Annotated in this window: 13 protein-coding genes; 9 read left to right on the top strand and 4 right to left on the bottom strand. The window is 71.0% G+C overall.

The genetic code is table 11. From position 1 onward, the window contains the following. The first annotated feature begins 49 nt into the window (after positions 1 to 49). Entirely contained in the window at positions 50 to 487 is a 438-nt protein-coding gene (locus ACWDTS_RS00540; RefSeq protein ID WP_197253952.1) for a hypothetical protein, read from the top strand. On the opposite strand, the gene ACWDTS_RS00535 is transcribed toward ACWDTS_RS00540, so the two are convergent. From ACWDTS_RS00535 to ACWDTS_RS00525, 3 genes are read right to left on the bottom strand one after another with little or no spacing between them, the layout of a single operon-like run. Beyond that, positions 450 to 1,184 carry a uracil-DNA glycosylase gene (locus ACWDTS_RS00535; protein ID WP_282582369.1) on the bottom strand — a complete coding sequence of 245 codons (735 nt, stop codon included), beginning with the start codon at positions 1,182 to 1,184 and terminating at the stop codon, positions 450 to 452. The two genes, ACWDTS_RS00540 and ACWDTS_RS00535, sit on opposite strands and share 38 nt — an antisense overlap. Then, the gene (locus ACWDTS_RS00530; RefSeq protein ID WP_450117312.1) at positions 1,181 to 2,716 is read right to left on the bottom strand and encodes a PH domain-containing protein; all 1,536 of its coding nucleotides are present in this window, start codon (positions 2,714 to 2,716) and stop codon (positions 1,181 to 1,183) included. Before ACWDTS_RS00530 ends, ACWDTS_RS00535 begins: the two co-directional genes overlap by 4 nt. Continuing rightward, positions 2,713 to 3,189: a PH domain-containing protein gene (locus ACWDTS_RS00525; RefSeq protein WP_248676149.1), complete on the bottom strand. Its 477-nt coding sequence runs from the start codon at positions 3,187 to 3,189 to the stop codon at positions 2,713 to 2,715. Before ACWDTS_RS00525 ends, ACWDTS_RS00530 begins: the two co-directional genes overlap by 4 nt. A 267-nt stretch (positions 3,190 to 3,456) precedes the next feature. On the opposite strand from ACWDTS_RS00525, the gene ACWDTS_RS00520 reads away from it, so the two are divergent. From ACWDTS_RS00520 to ACWDTS_RS00485, 8 genes are all read left to right on the top strand, one after another. Further along, the gene (locus ACWDTS_RS00520) at positions 3,457 to 3,651 is read left to right on the top strand and encodes a hypothetical protein (protein ID WP_197250110.1); all 195 of its coding nucleotides are present in this window, start codon (positions 3,457 to 3,459) and stop codon (positions 3,649 to 3,651) included. A 46-nt stretch (positions 3,652 to 3,697) separates the two neighbouring features. After that, complete coding sequence (locus ACWDTS_RS00515; RefSeq protein WP_450117311.1) at positions 3,698 to 6,298, top strand: bifunctional FO biosynthesis protein CofGH; 2,601 nt, start codon at positions 3,698 to 3,700, stop codon at positions 6,296 to 6,298. Positions 6,299 to 6,466: 168 nt separating this feature from the next. Beyond that, on the top strand, positions 6,467 to 6,790 hold the full coding sequence (gene fdxA / locus ACWDTS_RS00510) for a ferredoxin (protein ID WP_138997778.1): 324 nt from the start codon (positions 6,467 to 6,469) through the stop codon (positions 6,788 to 6,790). Positions 6,791 to 6,803: 13 nt separating this feature from the next. Next, positions 6,804 to 7,913: a succinyldiaminopimelate transaminase gene (gene dapC, locus ACWDTS_RS00505; RefSeq protein ID WP_450117310.1), complete on the top strand. Its 1,110-nt coding sequence runs from the start codon at positions 6,804 to 6,806 to the stop codon at positions 7,911 to 7,913. 50 nt (positions 7,914 to 7,963) lie between these two features. Further along, the gene (locus tag ACWDTS_RS00500) at positions 7,964 to 8,638 is read left to right on the top strand and encodes a rhomboid family intramembrane serine protease (RefSeq protein WP_450110016.1); all 675 of its coding nucleotides are present in this window, start codon (positions 7,964 to 7,966) and stop codon (positions 8,636 to 8,638) included. Between the two features lie 27 nt (positions 8,639 to 8,665). After that, positions 8,666 to 10,096 carry an acyl-CoA synthetase gene (locus tag ACWDTS_RS00495; RefSeq protein WP_450117309.1) on the top strand — a complete coding sequence of 477 codons (1,431 nt, stop codon included), beginning with the start codon at positions 8,666 to 8,668 and terminating at the stop codon, positions 10,094 to 10,096. A gap of 177 nt (positions 10,097 to 10,273) precedes the next feature. Next, positions 10,274 to 11,527: a PucR family transcriptional regulator gene (locus ACWDTS_RS00490; protein WP_248676150.1), complete on the top strand. Its 1,254-nt coding sequence runs from the start codon at positions 10,274 to 10,276 to the stop codon at positions 11,525 to 11,527. Between the two features lie 94 nt (positions 11,528 to 11,621). Further along, positions 11,622 to 13,265, top strand: a complete 1,644-nt coding sequence (locus tag ACWDTS_RS00485) for a hypothetical protein (protein WP_450117308.1) — start codon at positions 11,622 to 11,624, stop codon at positions 13,263 to 13,265. 18 nt (positions 13,266 to 13,283) lie between these two features. On the opposite strand, the gene ACWDTS_RS00480 is transcribed toward ACWDTS_RS00485, so the two are convergent. Further along, complete coding sequence (locus ACWDTS_RS00480; protein ID WP_374068489.1) at positions 13,284 to 14,609, bottom strand: amino acid permease; 1,326 nt, start codon at positions 14,607 to 14,609, stop codon at positions 13,284 to 13,286. Positions 14,610 to 14,685: the final 76 nt, after the last annotated feature.

The raw sequence follows: 14,685 nt of genomic DNA, 5'->3' as shown, positions 1-14,685 counted from the left end.
CGTGCCCCCGATGTGCGCATCGGGGGCACGTTGGCGCACTATCGAAACCATGACGGTCGATCCCGCCACCGCACCATCCGACGCCTCCGTTCCCGCCGACGTCCCACCCCGGACCGGTGTCGTGGCGTTGCTCGTCGTCGACGGCCTGATCTGTGCCGTGTTGTCCGTGCTGTTCCTGGGCATGTACATCGGCTCGGTGCCGTTCCCGATCTCCATCCTGCTCGCCGCGGTCGTGAACCTGCTGCTGGTGATGGCGGTGCGCACCGAGACCGGATCGCTGGGCAAGGCCACGTGGCCGCTCGTGGCCTGGACCGTCGGGTTCTTGTTGTGCCTGGTCGGTGGCCCGGGCGCCGATCAGCTCGCGGTCGCGGACTGGCGGATCCTGCTGCTGCCGATCGCGGCGCTCGGCCCGGCCGGCCTGTACCTGTTCAGCGCGCGCATCAACGCCATCACGAACGCAGTCCGGCAGTCTCCGCCGCAGAAATGAGCACGTCGGCCAGCATCGACCGGGTCAACCGCCCGGTGAAGGTGTTCTGCTGGCTGACGTGATAGCACCCGAACAGGTGCAGTGGTGCCCGGTCCGGGGACGCTCCCGGTAGCTCGACGTGCGCGCCGTGCCCGAACCGCGGTCGCGGCCGCGGGATCGCCCAGCCGGCGTCGGCGAGCACCGGCAGCAGCGCCTGCCAGCCGAAACCGCCGAGCACGATCACCGAGCGCAGCGTCGGGGTCAGCAATTTCAGTTCGAGGTCCAGCCAGTGACGGCACGTGTCGCGCTCGACGGTCGTCGGACGGTTCGCCGGCGGAGCGCAGTGCACCGGCGCCGTGATCCGGGTGCCCCGCAGGACGAGACCGTCGCCGCGGTGCGTCGCCGTCGGCTGCGACGCCAGCCCTGCGTCGTACATCGCGGCATACAGGAAATCTCCGGCCCGATCGCCGGTGAACATCCGGCCGGTGCGGTTGCCGCCGTGCGCGGCCGGTGCCAGACCCACGATGAGCAGCGCCGCGTCGGCCGGGCCGAAACCCGGCACCGGGCGGCCCCAGTACGCCTCGTCGCGGAACGCGGCACGTTTGTCGCGTGCCACCTGCTCGCGCCACGCCACCAGCCGAGGGCAGGCCCGGCAGTGCACCAGCTGCTCGTCCATCTCGGCGAGGGTGTGCGGCGTCTCGTCTGGTGGCCGGGTCATCGGTTCGCCCACACGTCGCCGGCGCCCGGGGTGACCGCCTCGACCAGCGCCCACGCCTGCCCCACCGGCACATCCAGGATCTCGTAGTGCCCGACCCCGGCGGGCGTCGCGGCGATGACCGTGGCGACCCCGGCACGCCGCTGGAAGAACGTCTGCCGCACGGTCCAGCCGATGATCCCGTCGGCTTCGAGGCACACCCGCTGCCGATCCAGCGATCCGCTGCGGGTGATCAGCCACCCGGGGAGGACGGCGTGCCCGAGGCTGCGAAACCGGTCCCAGGCGAGACCGGCCGCGACCGGAATCAGCAGACCGGCGCCGACCCACACGGGCAGCGGAACCGTCCGGCCGGTGACCGCCGTGGCGACGGCCGCGACCGCGAGCACGGCGACGACGGGCAGGACGGCCCGGGTGTAGCGGCGCCGGCGCGCCGCGGCACCGTGCGACCGCAGCGGTGTCGTCGGCAGTGCCGGGTCGCGCACCACCGCCGTCGCGACGCGATGCGCCTCGGCGGCCGGGGCCGCGGGCAGCAACAGCGACGATTCGCCGCGCTCGGCCGCGACACCGGTCATGATCGCGTCGAGCCGGGCACCGCCCGCGATCCGCAGGGCGAGTGGTTCGCGCAGCACCGCGCCGCGCAGCCGCGCCCGGTCCAGGGTGGTGTGCCGAACCCGCAGCAGCCCGTGGCCGATGCGCAGGGTGCGGCCGTCGTCGGTGACGAGCAGGTTCCCGTAGAGCAGCAGGTACCGCACGCACGCCGCGGCACTCGCGACGGCCAGCAACGCCACCGCTCCCACCGCGACCGCGATCACCGGACCGGCCGTGGTGACCCACGAGATGCCGCGTTGCACGGTGCCGGACTCGGCGAGGCGTTCCCCGAGCCCGTACTGGAACACCACACCCGCGACCGCCGCGACCGCGACGAGCCCGGTCGTGGAGAACGGCGCGTAGCGCACCCAGGACGGTTGCAGGCGGGCGAGTTCGATCTCGGTGGGGGCGGCTGCGGGGGCCTTGTCGGGACGGCCGTCCGGGACGGGGTGGCCGGACAGCAGCGCCTCGCGCAGTGCCGGCACCGCGCCGATCGCGAGCCCGTCGAGTTCGAACCGGTTGCGGTCGCGGCCGCCGGAGGTGGCCTGACCGGTGCCGATCCGCACCGAGGCGAGCCCGAGGAGGCGATGCATGACGCGGCGGTCGACATCCACCGAACGGATGCGGCTGCGCGGAATCGACAACACCTGCCGCTGCAGCAGACCGCGTCGCAGCTCGACGTGCACCGGGCCGATCCGGTAGGTGGTGGTGAACCACCGCAGCACACCGACGACGACGAGCAGCCCGGCGACCGCCAGACCCCAGCCGTGGTTGCCGCTGCTGCTGCCGACGATCACCGACACCGCGAGCACCGGCAGCAGCCGCAGGATCTCCTGCACGGGGTGGACCAGCAGCATCCGCGGGTCCAGCCGCAGCCACGGCTGCTCGGCCTCGGCGGCGAGCGCGGCCGGGCTCTCCGATTCCGGGGGGACGGATTCGATGCTCACGTCGCGTCGATCCCGTTGCGTCCGGCGATCTCGGTGAGACGCGCCGCGGTGGCGTCGGCGACCGCGACGTCGAGGGCGGCGATCTCCACGGCTCCCGCCGACGACGCGGTGGTGACGGTGACCGTCGCCAGTCCCAGCCACCGGTCGATCGGGCCGCGCTCGGTGTCGACGGTCTGGATCCGGGAGATCGGCGCGATGCGGCGTTCCTGCGTGAACCATCCCGACCGGGTGTAGACGGCGGTGTCGCTGATCTCCCAGCGGTGCACCCGGTACCGCCACACCGGCACGAGGCCGATGTGCGCGGCGGCGAGCACAAGCGTCGCGACCGCGGCCGCGACGTGCCACGGGCCGTGACCGGCGTCGACGATCGCCCACACGATCTGGGCGGCGACGATCGGGATCCACAGCAGCGCGGCGTTCACGGCCCACAGCAACCGGGCCTTCGGGCTCGGCCGCCACGCGGGATCGTCCATCACCACCGGTGTCGGTGGAACGGTCCGGGCGTCGGGTCTGCCCAGTTCGGAATCCCGTGTCAATTCGTGCTCCTCGTCGCCGCGCCGGTCGCTCCCGAGTATTGCGCGACTCGGTCGGATCCGGCCCACGAGTCTCCCGACCCCGAGTGAACACGCAGGTGGGAGAAGATCACGAGCCGGGAGCGCACGCAGCCGATAGGCTCGGTTGTACCGGCCGGTCCGGCACGCGGGCCGCCTGGTCGAAACGTCGAGACGAGGAGGATTGTGATGCCTGGATCAGCGCGCCCCGACGAATTCGCCGGACTGCCCGAGGCCGATCGGATCGAGCAGGTCACGGACGCATACGACGACGAAGCCGCGGAGGACGTGGTGCCCGACCAGGTTCCGCTCGAGGTCGATCCCGGTGACGCCGTCGAGCAGAGCCTGTCCGTCCCCGAAGACGAGGACTATCCCAGGGAGTGAGCACCCGGAGGTGGCACGCGTCGGAGTCGTGGCGCATGATCGCCCAATGACCCGCTCCACTGACGACGACGCTCCCGTCACGAACCTTCCCATGCCCTCGGTCCGACCCGGCGCCGCCGGGCGGACCGAGGCGCAGGCTGTGCCGGGGATGAGGCGAGCGTTGCGCCGGGCCCGCGACGGCGTGACGCTCAATGTCGACGAGGCCGCCGTCCTGCTGCAGGCCCGCGGCGCGGATCTCGAGGACCTGTGCGCGTCCGCGGCGCGGGTGCGGGATGCGGGTCTGGCCGCGGTGGGACGTCCCGGCACCGTCACGTATTCGCGGAAGGTGTTCGTGCCGATCACCCGGCTGTGCCGGGACAGGTGCCACTACTGCACGTTCGTCACCGTGCCCGGCAAGCTGCGGGCGGAGGGTCGGGGTATGTACCTCGAACCCGACGAGATCCTGGAGATCGCGCGGCAGGGCGCCGAACTCGGCTGCAAGGAAGCGCTGTTCACGCTCGGTGACCGGCCCGAGGACCGGTGGCCCGAGGCCCGGCAGTGGCTCGACGAGCGCGGCTACGATTCGACCCTCGACTACGTGCGGGCGATGGCGATCCGGGTACTCGAGGAGACCGGCCTGCTGCCGCACCTGAACCCGGGCGTGATGAGCTGGGCGGAGATCTCCCGGCTCAAGCCGGTCGCGCCGTCGATGGGCATGATGCTCGAGACGACCTCCGAGCGGTTGTTCACCGAGAAGGGGCAGTGCCACCACGGCAGCCCGGACAAGGACCCGCAGGTGCGTCTGCGGGTGCTCACCGACGCCGGACGGCTCTCGGTGCCGTTCACCACCGGCATCCTCGTCGGCATCGGCGAGACGTTCACCGAACGGGCCGAGTCGATCGCCGCGATCCGCAAGTCGCACAAGGCGTTCGGTCACATCCAGGAAGTCATCGTGCAGAACTTCCGGGCCAAGGACGACACCGCCATGCGGGGTCACGACGACGCCGATCTCGACGAGTTCCGGGCCGCGATCGCCGTGGCCCGCCTGGTGCTCGGCCCCGGCATGCGCATCCAGGCGCCCCCGAACCTCGTTTCGCACGACGAGTGCCGCGCCTTGCTCGCCGCCGGTGTCGACGACTGGGGTGGCGTCTCGCCGCTGACCCCCGACCACGTCAACCCCGAGCGGCCGTGGCCGAACCTGGACACGCTCGCGCAGATCAGCGCGGACGCCGGATTCACCCTCACCGAACGGATCGCCGCGCAACCGCAGTACGTGCTGGCCGGTCAGCCGTGGATCGACCCGCGGATCGCGGCCCACGTGCGGGCGCTGTCCGACCCGCAGACCGGGCTCGCCGCCGACGTGATCCCGTCCGGGCTGCCCTGGCAGGAACCGGACATCGACTGGGAGTCGTCCGGACGCATCGACCTGAACTCCGACATCGACGTCACCGGCCGCAACACCGAGCACCGCTCCGACCTGGGCAGCGCCTTCGGTGACTGGGAAACCGTCCGCGAACAGGTCCTCGCCCTCGGTGCGAGCGCTCCCGTGCGGGTCGACACCGATGTGCTCGCGGCCCTGCGCTCGGCGGAACGCGACCCCGCCGGCTGCTCCGACGCCGAATACCTGGCGCTGGCGACCGCCGACGGCCCGGGCCTCGAGGCGGTCGTCGCACTCGCCGACGCGCTGCGCCGCGACACCGTCGGCGACGACGTGACGTACGTGGTGAACCGGAACATCAACTTCACCAACATCTGCTACACCGGCTGCCGGTTCTGCGCGTTCGCGCAGCGCAAGGGCGACGCCGACGCGTTCACCCTGTCCACGAGCGAAGTCGCGGACCGGGCGTGGGAGGCGCACGTCGCCGGTGCCACCGAGGTGTGCATGCAGGGTGGCATCGATCCGGAACTGCCGGTCACCGGCTACGCGGACCTGGTGCGCGCGGTCAAGGAGCGGGTCCCGACGATGCACGTGCACGCGTTCTCGCCGATGGAGATCGCCAACGGCGTCGCGCGCAGCGGCATCTCCACCCGCGACTGGCTGATCGAACTGCGCGAGGCCGGCCTGGACACCATCCCGGGCACCGCCGCCGAGATCCTCGACGACGAGGTGCGCTGGGTGCTCACCAAGGGCAAGCTGCCCACCGCCGAGTGGATCGACGTCGTGACGACCGCGCACGAGGTGGGGCTGCGGTCGAGCTCGACGATGATGTACGGGCACGTCGACCAGCCGCACCACTGGGTCGGACACCTGAACGTGCTGCGCGGAATCCAGGACCGCACAGGTGGTTTCACCGAATTCGTGCTGCTGCCGTTCGTGCACCAGTCGTCGCCGCTGTACCTCGCGGGCGCGTCCCGGCCGGGTCCGACGATGCGCGACAACCGCGCCGCGCACGCGCTGGCGCGGATCATGCTGCACGGGCGGATCGACAACATCCAGACCAGCTGGGTCAAGCTCGGGGTCGCCGGGACGCAGGCGATGCTGCAGGGTGGCGCCAACGACCTGGGCGGCACCCTGATGGAGGAGACCATCTCCCGGATGGCGGGATCGCAGCACGGATCGGAGAAGACCGTCGCCGAGCTGGTCGCGATCGCCGAGGGCATCGGCCGTCCGGCCCGTCAGCGCACTACCGCGTACGCGCGTCGCGACATCGGGGTGACCGTCGCCTGACGGCGGCGGCCGGGACATCCGCACCGGTCCTCCAGCAGGTCAGGGCACCCTAATTCGTCGGGGTCCCCGCCCGGCGGGGGATACTGGACGGCGTCGGTCGCCGCGGGTGGCCGATTCGGGCGGGACCGCGCAGGTCGGCGGGCATAGTGAAAGGCAGGTAGAACAGCAGTGACGTACACGATTGCGGAGCCGTGCGTGGACGTGATGGACAAGGCATGTATCGAGGAATGCCCCGTCGACTGCATCTACGAGGGCGGTCGCATGCTGTACATCCACCCCGACGAGTGCGTCGACTGCGGTGCGTGCGAGCCGGTCTGCCCCGTCGAGGCGATCTTCTACGAGGACGACGTGCCGGACGAGTGGTCCGCCTACGTGAAGGCGAACGTCGACTTCTTCGACGATCTGGGTTCCCCCGGTGGCGCTGCCAAGCTCGGCAAGGTCGACTACGACCCGCCGTTCATCAAGGCGCTTCCTCCCATGGGCGAGGAATGAGTTGACCTCCACGGTGACCACACGTGCACGTCGTTCGGTGGCGAAATCACTGCCGGACTTCCCCTGGGACTCGCTGACCGACGCCAAGGAGAAGGCGTCGGCGCATCCCGACGGGATCGTCAACCTCTCGGTCGGAACCCCCGTCGATCCGGTCGCCCCGGTGATCCGCGAGGCACTCGTCGCGGTCGCGGAGGAGCCGGGCTATCCCACGACCCACGGCACCGCCGAACTGCGGTCCGCCGCCGTCGGCGCGCTCGCACGCCGCTACGGCATCACCGGCATCGCCGAGTCGTCGATCCTGCCGGCGATCGGTACCAAGGAAATGATCGCGTGGCTGCCGACCCTGCTCGGTCTCGGCGCCGACGATCTCGTCGTCATCCCCGAACTGGCCTACCCGACCTACGAGGTCGGCGGTCTGCTCGCCGGCGCGCGGCTGATCCGCGCCGACGGCCTCAACCGACTCGGCCCCGAGGGCGCGGCGCTGGTGTTCGTGAACTCCCCGTCGAACCCGACCGGCAAGGTGCTCGGCCTCGAGCACCTGCGCAAGGTCGTCGACTGGGCCCGCAGCCGCGGCGCCGTCGTCGTGTCCGACGAGTGCTACCTGGGGCTGACCTGGGAAGGCGAAGCGCTGTCGATCCTGCACCCGAGCGTGTGCGACGGCGACCACACCGGCCTGCTGGCCGTGCACTCGCTGTCGAAGACCTCGAACCTCGCCAGCTACCGCGCCGGGTTCGTCACCGGTGACGCCGAACTGGTCGCGGACCTGCTCGAGGTGCGCAAGCACTCCGGCATGATGCTGCCGCTGCCCATCCAGTCCGCGATGACCGCGGCGCTGCTCGACGACGAGCACGAGAACATCCAGCGCGAGCGGTACCGCGCGCGGCGCGAGGTGCTGCTCGCAGCGATCCGCGGCGCCGGCTTCACCGTCGACCATTCCGAGGCCGGGCTCTACCTGTGGGCGACGCGCGGCGAGGAGTGCCGCGCGACCGTCGACTGGTTCGCCGAACGCGGAATCCTGGTGGCACCGGGCGAGTTCTACGGTCCCGGTGGTGTGCAGCACGTGCGGATCGCGCTGACCGCGACGGACGAGAGGATCGCCGCGGCCGCGTCCCGACTCGGCTGATCGGGCTCGGTAACCCGAGAAACCGGTCGTACGCAGGTAGATTGGCGTCCGTGAGCACATCGGGCGACGATCCGCGATCGGCGGTGTTGTATGTCCTGTTCGCCGTGCTGGCGACGCTGCTTGCGCTTCGCTGGGCCCGTGCCCGCGACCTCGGGACGTTCCTGTGGCCCCCGCCCCTCGCCGCGACCGTGCTGTGGCTGATAGTGGCCGTGCCGTCCCTGCTACGGGTCGCCGTGCCCGCGCTCGACGAGATGTTCCGGCGCAACCCGGTGCAGATCCGCAACGACGGCGAATGGTGGCGGATCGGCACGTCGGTGCTCGTCCAGGACGGGGGAGCGGCCGCCACCGTGGCGAACCTGGTGCTGCTCGCCGTGCTCGCGGTCGCGGGTGTGCGCGTGTGGGGGCCGGGCCGTGCGCTCGCCCTGTTCGCCGGCGGACAGCTGATGTGGGGATTGTTCACCTCGTTCGTGTCGCCGTCCGCCGGTGCCGGCTGTTCCGCGGCGGCATTCGCTCTGGCCGCGGCGACCGCCGGACTCTGGTTGTCGATGGGTGCCCGCCGCCTCGAACTGGCTGTGTCCCTGGCGATTCTCGCGATCGGCGCGTTGCTGCTGTTGATCGACGACGCACACGGTGTGGCGGTGCTGTGCGGCATGCTGCTCGGCGCGGTCCTCGGCACCGTGATGCCGCCGACCCGACCGGTGTCGGCCGCGGCGGTCGGGACCTGAGGATGCGGTCTGTGGGAAGGTGATGCCGTGTCTGCACTCCTGTCCTCACTGAATCCCCTCGCCGTCGCGCGCGGCGACGACGTGCCCGACGCCGTCCGGACCGACGGGCACACCCTGTCCCGGAGCGATCTCCTCGGTGCCGCGACCGCCGTTGCGGCGCGCGTCGCGCGGGCCGAGCGGGTCGCGGTGCTCGCGACCCCGACGGCGTCGACGATCGTCGCGGTCGTCGGCGCGCTGCTCGCGGGTGTCACCGTCGTTCCGGTGCCGCCGGATTCCGGTCCGGCCGAGCGGGCACACATCCTGAACGATTCCGGCGCCCAGGCCTGGCTCGGAGCGGCACCCGAATCGGACGACGCCGTCCCGCAACTGCCGGTGATCGCGGTGCGACTGCACGCGCGGGACTGGCACGCGTTGCCCGAACCGGATCCGGCGCGCATCGCGTTCGTGCTCTACACCTCGGGCACGACGGGAGCCCCGAAGGGTGTGCTGCTGAGCCGCCGCGCGATCGCCGCGGGCATCGATGCGCTCGCCGAGGCGTGGGACTGGACGAGCCGCGACATCCTGGTGCACGGGCTTCCCCTGTTCCACGTGCACGGCCTGATCCTCGGTGTCCTCGGGCCCCTGCGGGTGGGCAGCCGGCTGATCCACACCGGCAAGCCGACACCGCAGGCGTACGCCGAGGCCCGGGGCACGCTGTACTTCGGGGTGCCGACGGTGTGGTCGCGGGTCGTCGAGGACGAGGCGTCGGCGCGGGCGCTGAGGGGCGCGCGGCTGCTGGTGTCCGGGAGTGCCCCGCTGCCGGTGCCGGTGTTCGAGCGGCTGCGCGAGCTGACCGGCCTCACGCCGATCGAGCGGTACGGGATGAGCGAGACCATGCTGACGCTGAGCACCCGCGCCGACGGGGAACGCCGGCCGGGGTGGGTCGGCACACCGGTGCGCGGCGTGGAGACCCGGCTGCGGGACGAACACGGCGCCGACGTGCCGCACGACGGCGAGAGTATCGGTGTGCTGCAGGTTCGCGGGCCGATGCTGTTCGACGGCTATCTCAACCGCCCGGACGCGACCGCGGAATCACGGACCGACGACGGCTGGTTCGTCACCGGTGACGTCGCCGTGATCGATCCCGGCGGATTCCACCGGATCGTCGGCCGCGAATCGACCGACCTGATCAAGTCCGGCGGGTTCCGGGTGGGTGCGGGGGAGATCGAAACCGTCCTCCTCGGGCATCCCGCGGTGCGGGAGGTCGCCGTCGTCGGAGTGCCCGACGACGATCTGGGGCAGCGCATCGTCGCGTTCGTCGTGCCGCGTCCGGGCGGTCCGGGGGTCGACGAGGAAGAACTCGTCAACCTTGTGGCACAGCAGCTTTCGGTGCACAAACGTCCCCGGGAGGTGCGGGTGGTGCAGGACCTTCCCCGCAACGCGATGGGGAAGGTGCAGAAGAAGCTGCTGCTCGGATAGGAGCCGCCGGCGGGGTGGATGGGCCCCGCCGGGCGGAGTTCGCGAGAAATCTGTGACTTGGGGTTGCGCATTCCGCCCCCGAAGGCGGATTGTTTTCTGCACAGTAGGTGCGTCTACTCATTGGGGGGTTGAAACATGTCTGTGACCGATCACGTGCGGACAGATCACGTGCATCCGATGGTTCCGGGGGGTGGGGAGCCCGCATTCGTCGTCGACGGAAAGCCGGCGTCGGTACCGCTTCGTGATCTGCCGGCGGTGGCCCGCAAACTCGTCGCGCACTTCGCCGACCACGTCGCGCCGTGCTCGTTGCGGCCGGGCGAGTCGCTGCGCGGTGACGTCACCGAGGTCACCGTCCGATGCCTGCGCATCGCGATCCACCTGCTCGACGCGGGTGAGCTGCCGTCGGACGCCGACCTGGCCGAGCTGCGCAGCAGCGCCGCGCAGTGGGCGCGCGCCGGTTTCCGGCTCGAATACATGCTGCGCATCTACCACGAGGGAATCCGCCTCGGCTGGGAACTGGTGACCGAACGCGCAGGTGAGGGCGACATCGAGTCCATCGCCGCCGCGTCCCGGCTGTGGATGGCGCTGCTCGAGCGCGTCACCGTCGCCGCCACCACCGGTTTCGTCGCCGAACTCGACGCGATCAAGCGGGAACGGGACGTCGCCGCGCAGGAACTGGTCACCGCCCTGCTGAGCGGCCAGGACGCCGCCGCGGTCGCGCGGCGGTCCGGGCTCGAGCTGGCCGACGGGTACACGGTGCTGGGTCTGGCGCTGGCCCGCCATCCCGACACCCGCAATCCGCACGTGCGGCAGGACGTCGTCGCCCGCCGCACCCTCCGTCGCGTCGAGGTCGAACTGGAAGCGGCCTGCGAGGGGCGGCAGCTGGCGCTGCTCGGGCCGGAAGGCGGCACGGTGCTGCTCGCGGGCGCCCGCAGCGACGACTCGATCGCGATGCTGCGCGAGCGCATCGAGACGGTCGCCGGGGTGTCGGTGACGATCGTGGTGGTCCACGCGACGGTCTCCGAGGTGCCGACCGGAGCGCAGCAGGCCCACGAACTGCTCGATCTGGTTCGTCAGCTCGGCCGCGCGCCGGGGGTGTACCGCATGCAGGACCTGGCGCTCGAGTACCAGCTCACCCGGCCCGGCCCGGCGCGCGAGTACCTCGCCCGGGTCCTCGAACCGCTCGACGACACGCCGGAGCTCATCGAGACGCTCGAGACGCACATCGCCCACGACCTGAGCCGCCAGCTCACCGCCCGCACGCTCCACGTGCACGCCAACACCGTCGACTACCGGCTCAAGCGCATCGCGCAGCTGACCGGGTACGACCCGACCCGGCCGTCCGGGTTGCGGCAGTTGCAGGCCGCGATCGTGGCTCGGCGGTTGGAGGGTGTCGTCCCGGAACACGCCGGGGGTCTCACGATGCTGTAACGATTGCATCTCGTGACCGATAAGGTGTGACCGGCGTCATATGGGGGGGTAATACCCGGAGGTCGGCCGGATCATCGGTCAGGGGAGGAGTCGTATGGCGGTGCCGCCCGGCGAGCGGAAGCGTCGCCCGACACGGAGGGCCGCGGCGTACCTGCTGGTCGTCGCACTGTTTGTCGGACTGGGCGCCGGTGTTGCGGGAGCGGTCCGGGCCTGGCGGGACCGGTGCGACGTCGTCGACGAATACACCCTCGCGGTGGCGCCCGGAATCGAGGACGCGGTCGAGGAGGTGCTCGCCCGCGCCGACACCGGATGTGCACGCTTCACCGTCTCGGTCGCCGAACCCGGTGACGTCGCGGGCCTGCTCGGAACCGGGGAGGGCGCACCCGACCTGTGGATTACGGATTCGGGCTGGTGGGCCACCCGCGCGTCGGCGATGGCGTCGGGTCCGGTGCAGACCGTCCTCACGCCGATCGCGACGACGCCGGCGGTCCTGGTCGGACGGCCCGGGCAGGTCCCCGAGGTGGCCACCTGGCGGGCCGCCCTCGCCCTGAAGGACCTGCGTCCGGGCAATCCGCTGCGCACGGGTGTGGCCGCGGCGCCGATCCGGGCGGCGCTCGCCGAAACCGAGAACGATCCGGTCGCGATCGGCACCGTGCGCACCGCGATGGCACCGCTCGCGCAGCGCGAGAACGCTCGGCCGGACGAGCCACCGACCGGTGGGGTCCTGCTCGACCTGATCGCGTCGGAGGGCGGGGTCGGTGTCGCCACCGAACAGCAGTTCCACCGGTACAGCACCGACGGCGGTGACGCACTCGGGGGCGCGGTGCTCGAAGCGAAGGTGCCCGACAACGGCAGCATCCTGCTCGACTACTCGCTGGTGGTGACGGCGCCGGGCCCGGAGCGGCACCGCGACGCGACCGAGGCGGGACGGATGCTGGCGGACATCTTCTCGACGCAGTGGGCGCGGGACGTCTTCGTCGCCCACGGGTTCCGCGATCCCGCCGGGCGGGCCCTGTCCGAGGGAGCCGGGGTCGGTGAGATCACCGCGATGACCCTGCACGACGAGAGCATCGCTCAGGAAGCGCTGCAGGCGTGGGCGGTACTGGCCCTGCCGATCCGCACGCTCGTCGCCGTCGACGTCTCTGCGTCGATGAACACGCCGGTCGGCGGCGCCACGCGCCTGCAACTCACCGAGCAGGCTGCCCGCTCCGCCACGGCGATGTTCTCGGGCAGCGTGCAGGCCGGCCTGTGGGTGTTCGCCGACGATCTCGGCGGGGACGGGCAGGGCCACCGCGAACTGCTGCCCATCCGGCGGCTCGACACCATGGTGGACGGGCACCTGCAGCGGGATCTGATGAACACGCTCAGCACCACTGTGGCGGCCGAGGCGGCGGCAGCGGCGGGCGATCGCGCGGCCCTCTACGACACGACACTCGCAGCGTTCCGGCAGATGCAGGCCACCTACGACCCGCGCGCGATCAACAGCGTCATCGTCCTGACCGACGGTGGGGACGACGAATCGGGCGGCATCGGCCGGGAGGATCTGGTCGCGACCCTCGAGCGCGAGCAGAATCCGGCCCGGCCGGTCGTGATCGTCACGGTCGGCATCACGGACGACGCCGATGCGGATGCGCTCGCGGCGATCGCCCACGCCACCGGCGGAACGAGCTACATCGCGCAGGACCCTGCCGACATCTCGGCGATCTTCGTCAGCGCCCTCGTGGACCGCACCCGCTAGCGAGGTTCGATCGGCCGGCTACTGCGCCTGCCGGGTCGGGTGCTGCCGGGTGCGGCGCTGCCACACGAAGCCGATCCCGGCGATCACCAGGAACAGCACGAGCGTCGACAGCAACTGGATGCGGGCGGCGTCGTCGAACAGCATCAGCACGATGAACGCGCCGAGCATCGCCAGGGTGAACCAGCTCAGGTAGGGGAACGCCCACATGCGGACCGTGAGGACGCCTTCGCGTTCGAATCGCGGACGCAGGCGCAACTGCGCGACGACGACGAAGATCCAGATCGCCAGCAGCGCCGAGCCGACCGCATTGAGCAGGATCCCGAGCAGGGTGTCGGGCAGCAGCCAGTTCAGCAGCACGCTGACGAACCCGAAGAACACCGACAGCAGCACCGCGTTGCGCGGCACCCCGGTGTGCGAGAGCTTGCTCAGGGCGGCGGGACCGTCGCCGCCGCGGGAGAGGGCGAACGCCATCCGGGACGTTCCGTAGACGTTCGCGTTGAAGGCCGACAGCAGCGCCACCACGACGACCAGTTCCATGAATCCGGAGACGTACGGGATGCCTGCGACGTCGAGCACGGACACGAACGGCGAATCGTCGGTGCTGCCCGCGACGGTCCACGGCAGCACCAGCACCATGATCGCGATGGACCCCAGGTAGAACATGCTGATGCGCCAGACGACGGTGCGCACCGCGGTCGCGATGGCTCGTTCCGGGTCCCGGGATTCGGCGGCCGCGATGGTGACGATCTCGATGCCGCCGAATGCGAACGCGACCGCGAGCAGACCCGCGGCGATACCCGCGATGCCGTTCGGCGCGAAGCCGTCGCCGTCACCGAACAGATGCGTCGTCCCGACCGGCTCGGTCCCGGGCAGCAGGCCGAACACCAGCAGCACACCGATGACGAGGAACGCGACGATCACCGCGACCTTCAGTGCGGCGAACCAGAATTCGAATTCCCCGAAGTTCGCGACCTTCGCGAGGTTGACGACCGCGAAGAACGTGACGAACACCAGCGCGATCACCCACTGCGGCACCGCGGGGATCCACGAGTTGACGATGCTCGAGGCGCCGGTGATCTCGACGCCGAGCACCATGATCAGCATGAACCAGTAGAGCCAGCCCATCGTGAAGCCGGCCCACTCGCCGATGCCGATGCGCGCGTAGTGGGAGAACGAACCGCTGGCGGGCAGCGCGGCACCCATCTCACCGAGCATCCGCATCACGAAGATGATCATGATGCCCGCGAGAATGTACGAGACGATGACCGCGGGTCCGGCGGCGGCGATGCCGACGCCGGACCCCAGGAACAGGCCCGCGCCGATGGCGGAACCGAGTCCCATCATCGTCAGGTGCCGGACCTTCAGGCCGGTGCCCAGATCCTCGATCTCGGTGTGGGGTCGTCCGGCTTCGGTCACTGCT

This window comes from Rhodococcus sp. NPDC003383 (assembly GCF_053589115.1).
Note: the sequence above shows the minus strand (reverse complement) of the source record. Positions and strands in the feature narration are given on the sequence as shown.

Coding starts and splice junctions, on each gene's coding strand:
- ACWDTS_RS00540 (WP_197253952.1), top strand. CDS start 50: ATGACGGTCGATCCCGCCACCGCACCATCCGACGCCTCCGTTCCCGCC.
- ACWDTS_RS00535 (WP_282582369.1), bottom strand. CDS start 1,184: ATGACCCGGCCACCAGACGAGACGCCGCACACCCTCGCCGAGATGGAC.
- ACWDTS_RS00525 (WP_248676149.1), bottom strand. CDS start 3,189: ATGGACGATCCCGCGTGGCGGCCGAGCCCGAAGGCCCGGTTGCTGTGG.
- ACWDTS_RS00520 (WP_197250110.1), top strand. CDS start 3,457: ATGCCTGGATCAGCGCGCCCCGACGAATTCGCCGGACTGCCCGAGGCC.
- ACWDTS_RS00515 (WP_450117311.1), top strand. CDS start 3,698: ATGACCCGCTCCACTGACGACGACGCTCCCGTCACGAACCTTCCCATG.
- ACWDTS_RS00490 (WP_248676150.1), top strand. CDS start 10,274: ATGGTTCCGGGGGGTGGGGAGCCCGCATTCGTCGTCGACGGAAAGCCG.
- ACWDTS_RS00485 (WP_450117308.1), top strand. CDS start 11,622: ATGGCGGTGCCGCCCGGCGAGCGGAAGCGTCGCCCGACACGGAGGGCC.
- ACWDTS_RS00480 (WP_374068489.1), bottom strand. CDS start 14,609: ATGATGGGACTCGGTTCCGCCATCGGCGCGGGCCTGTTCCTGGGGTCC.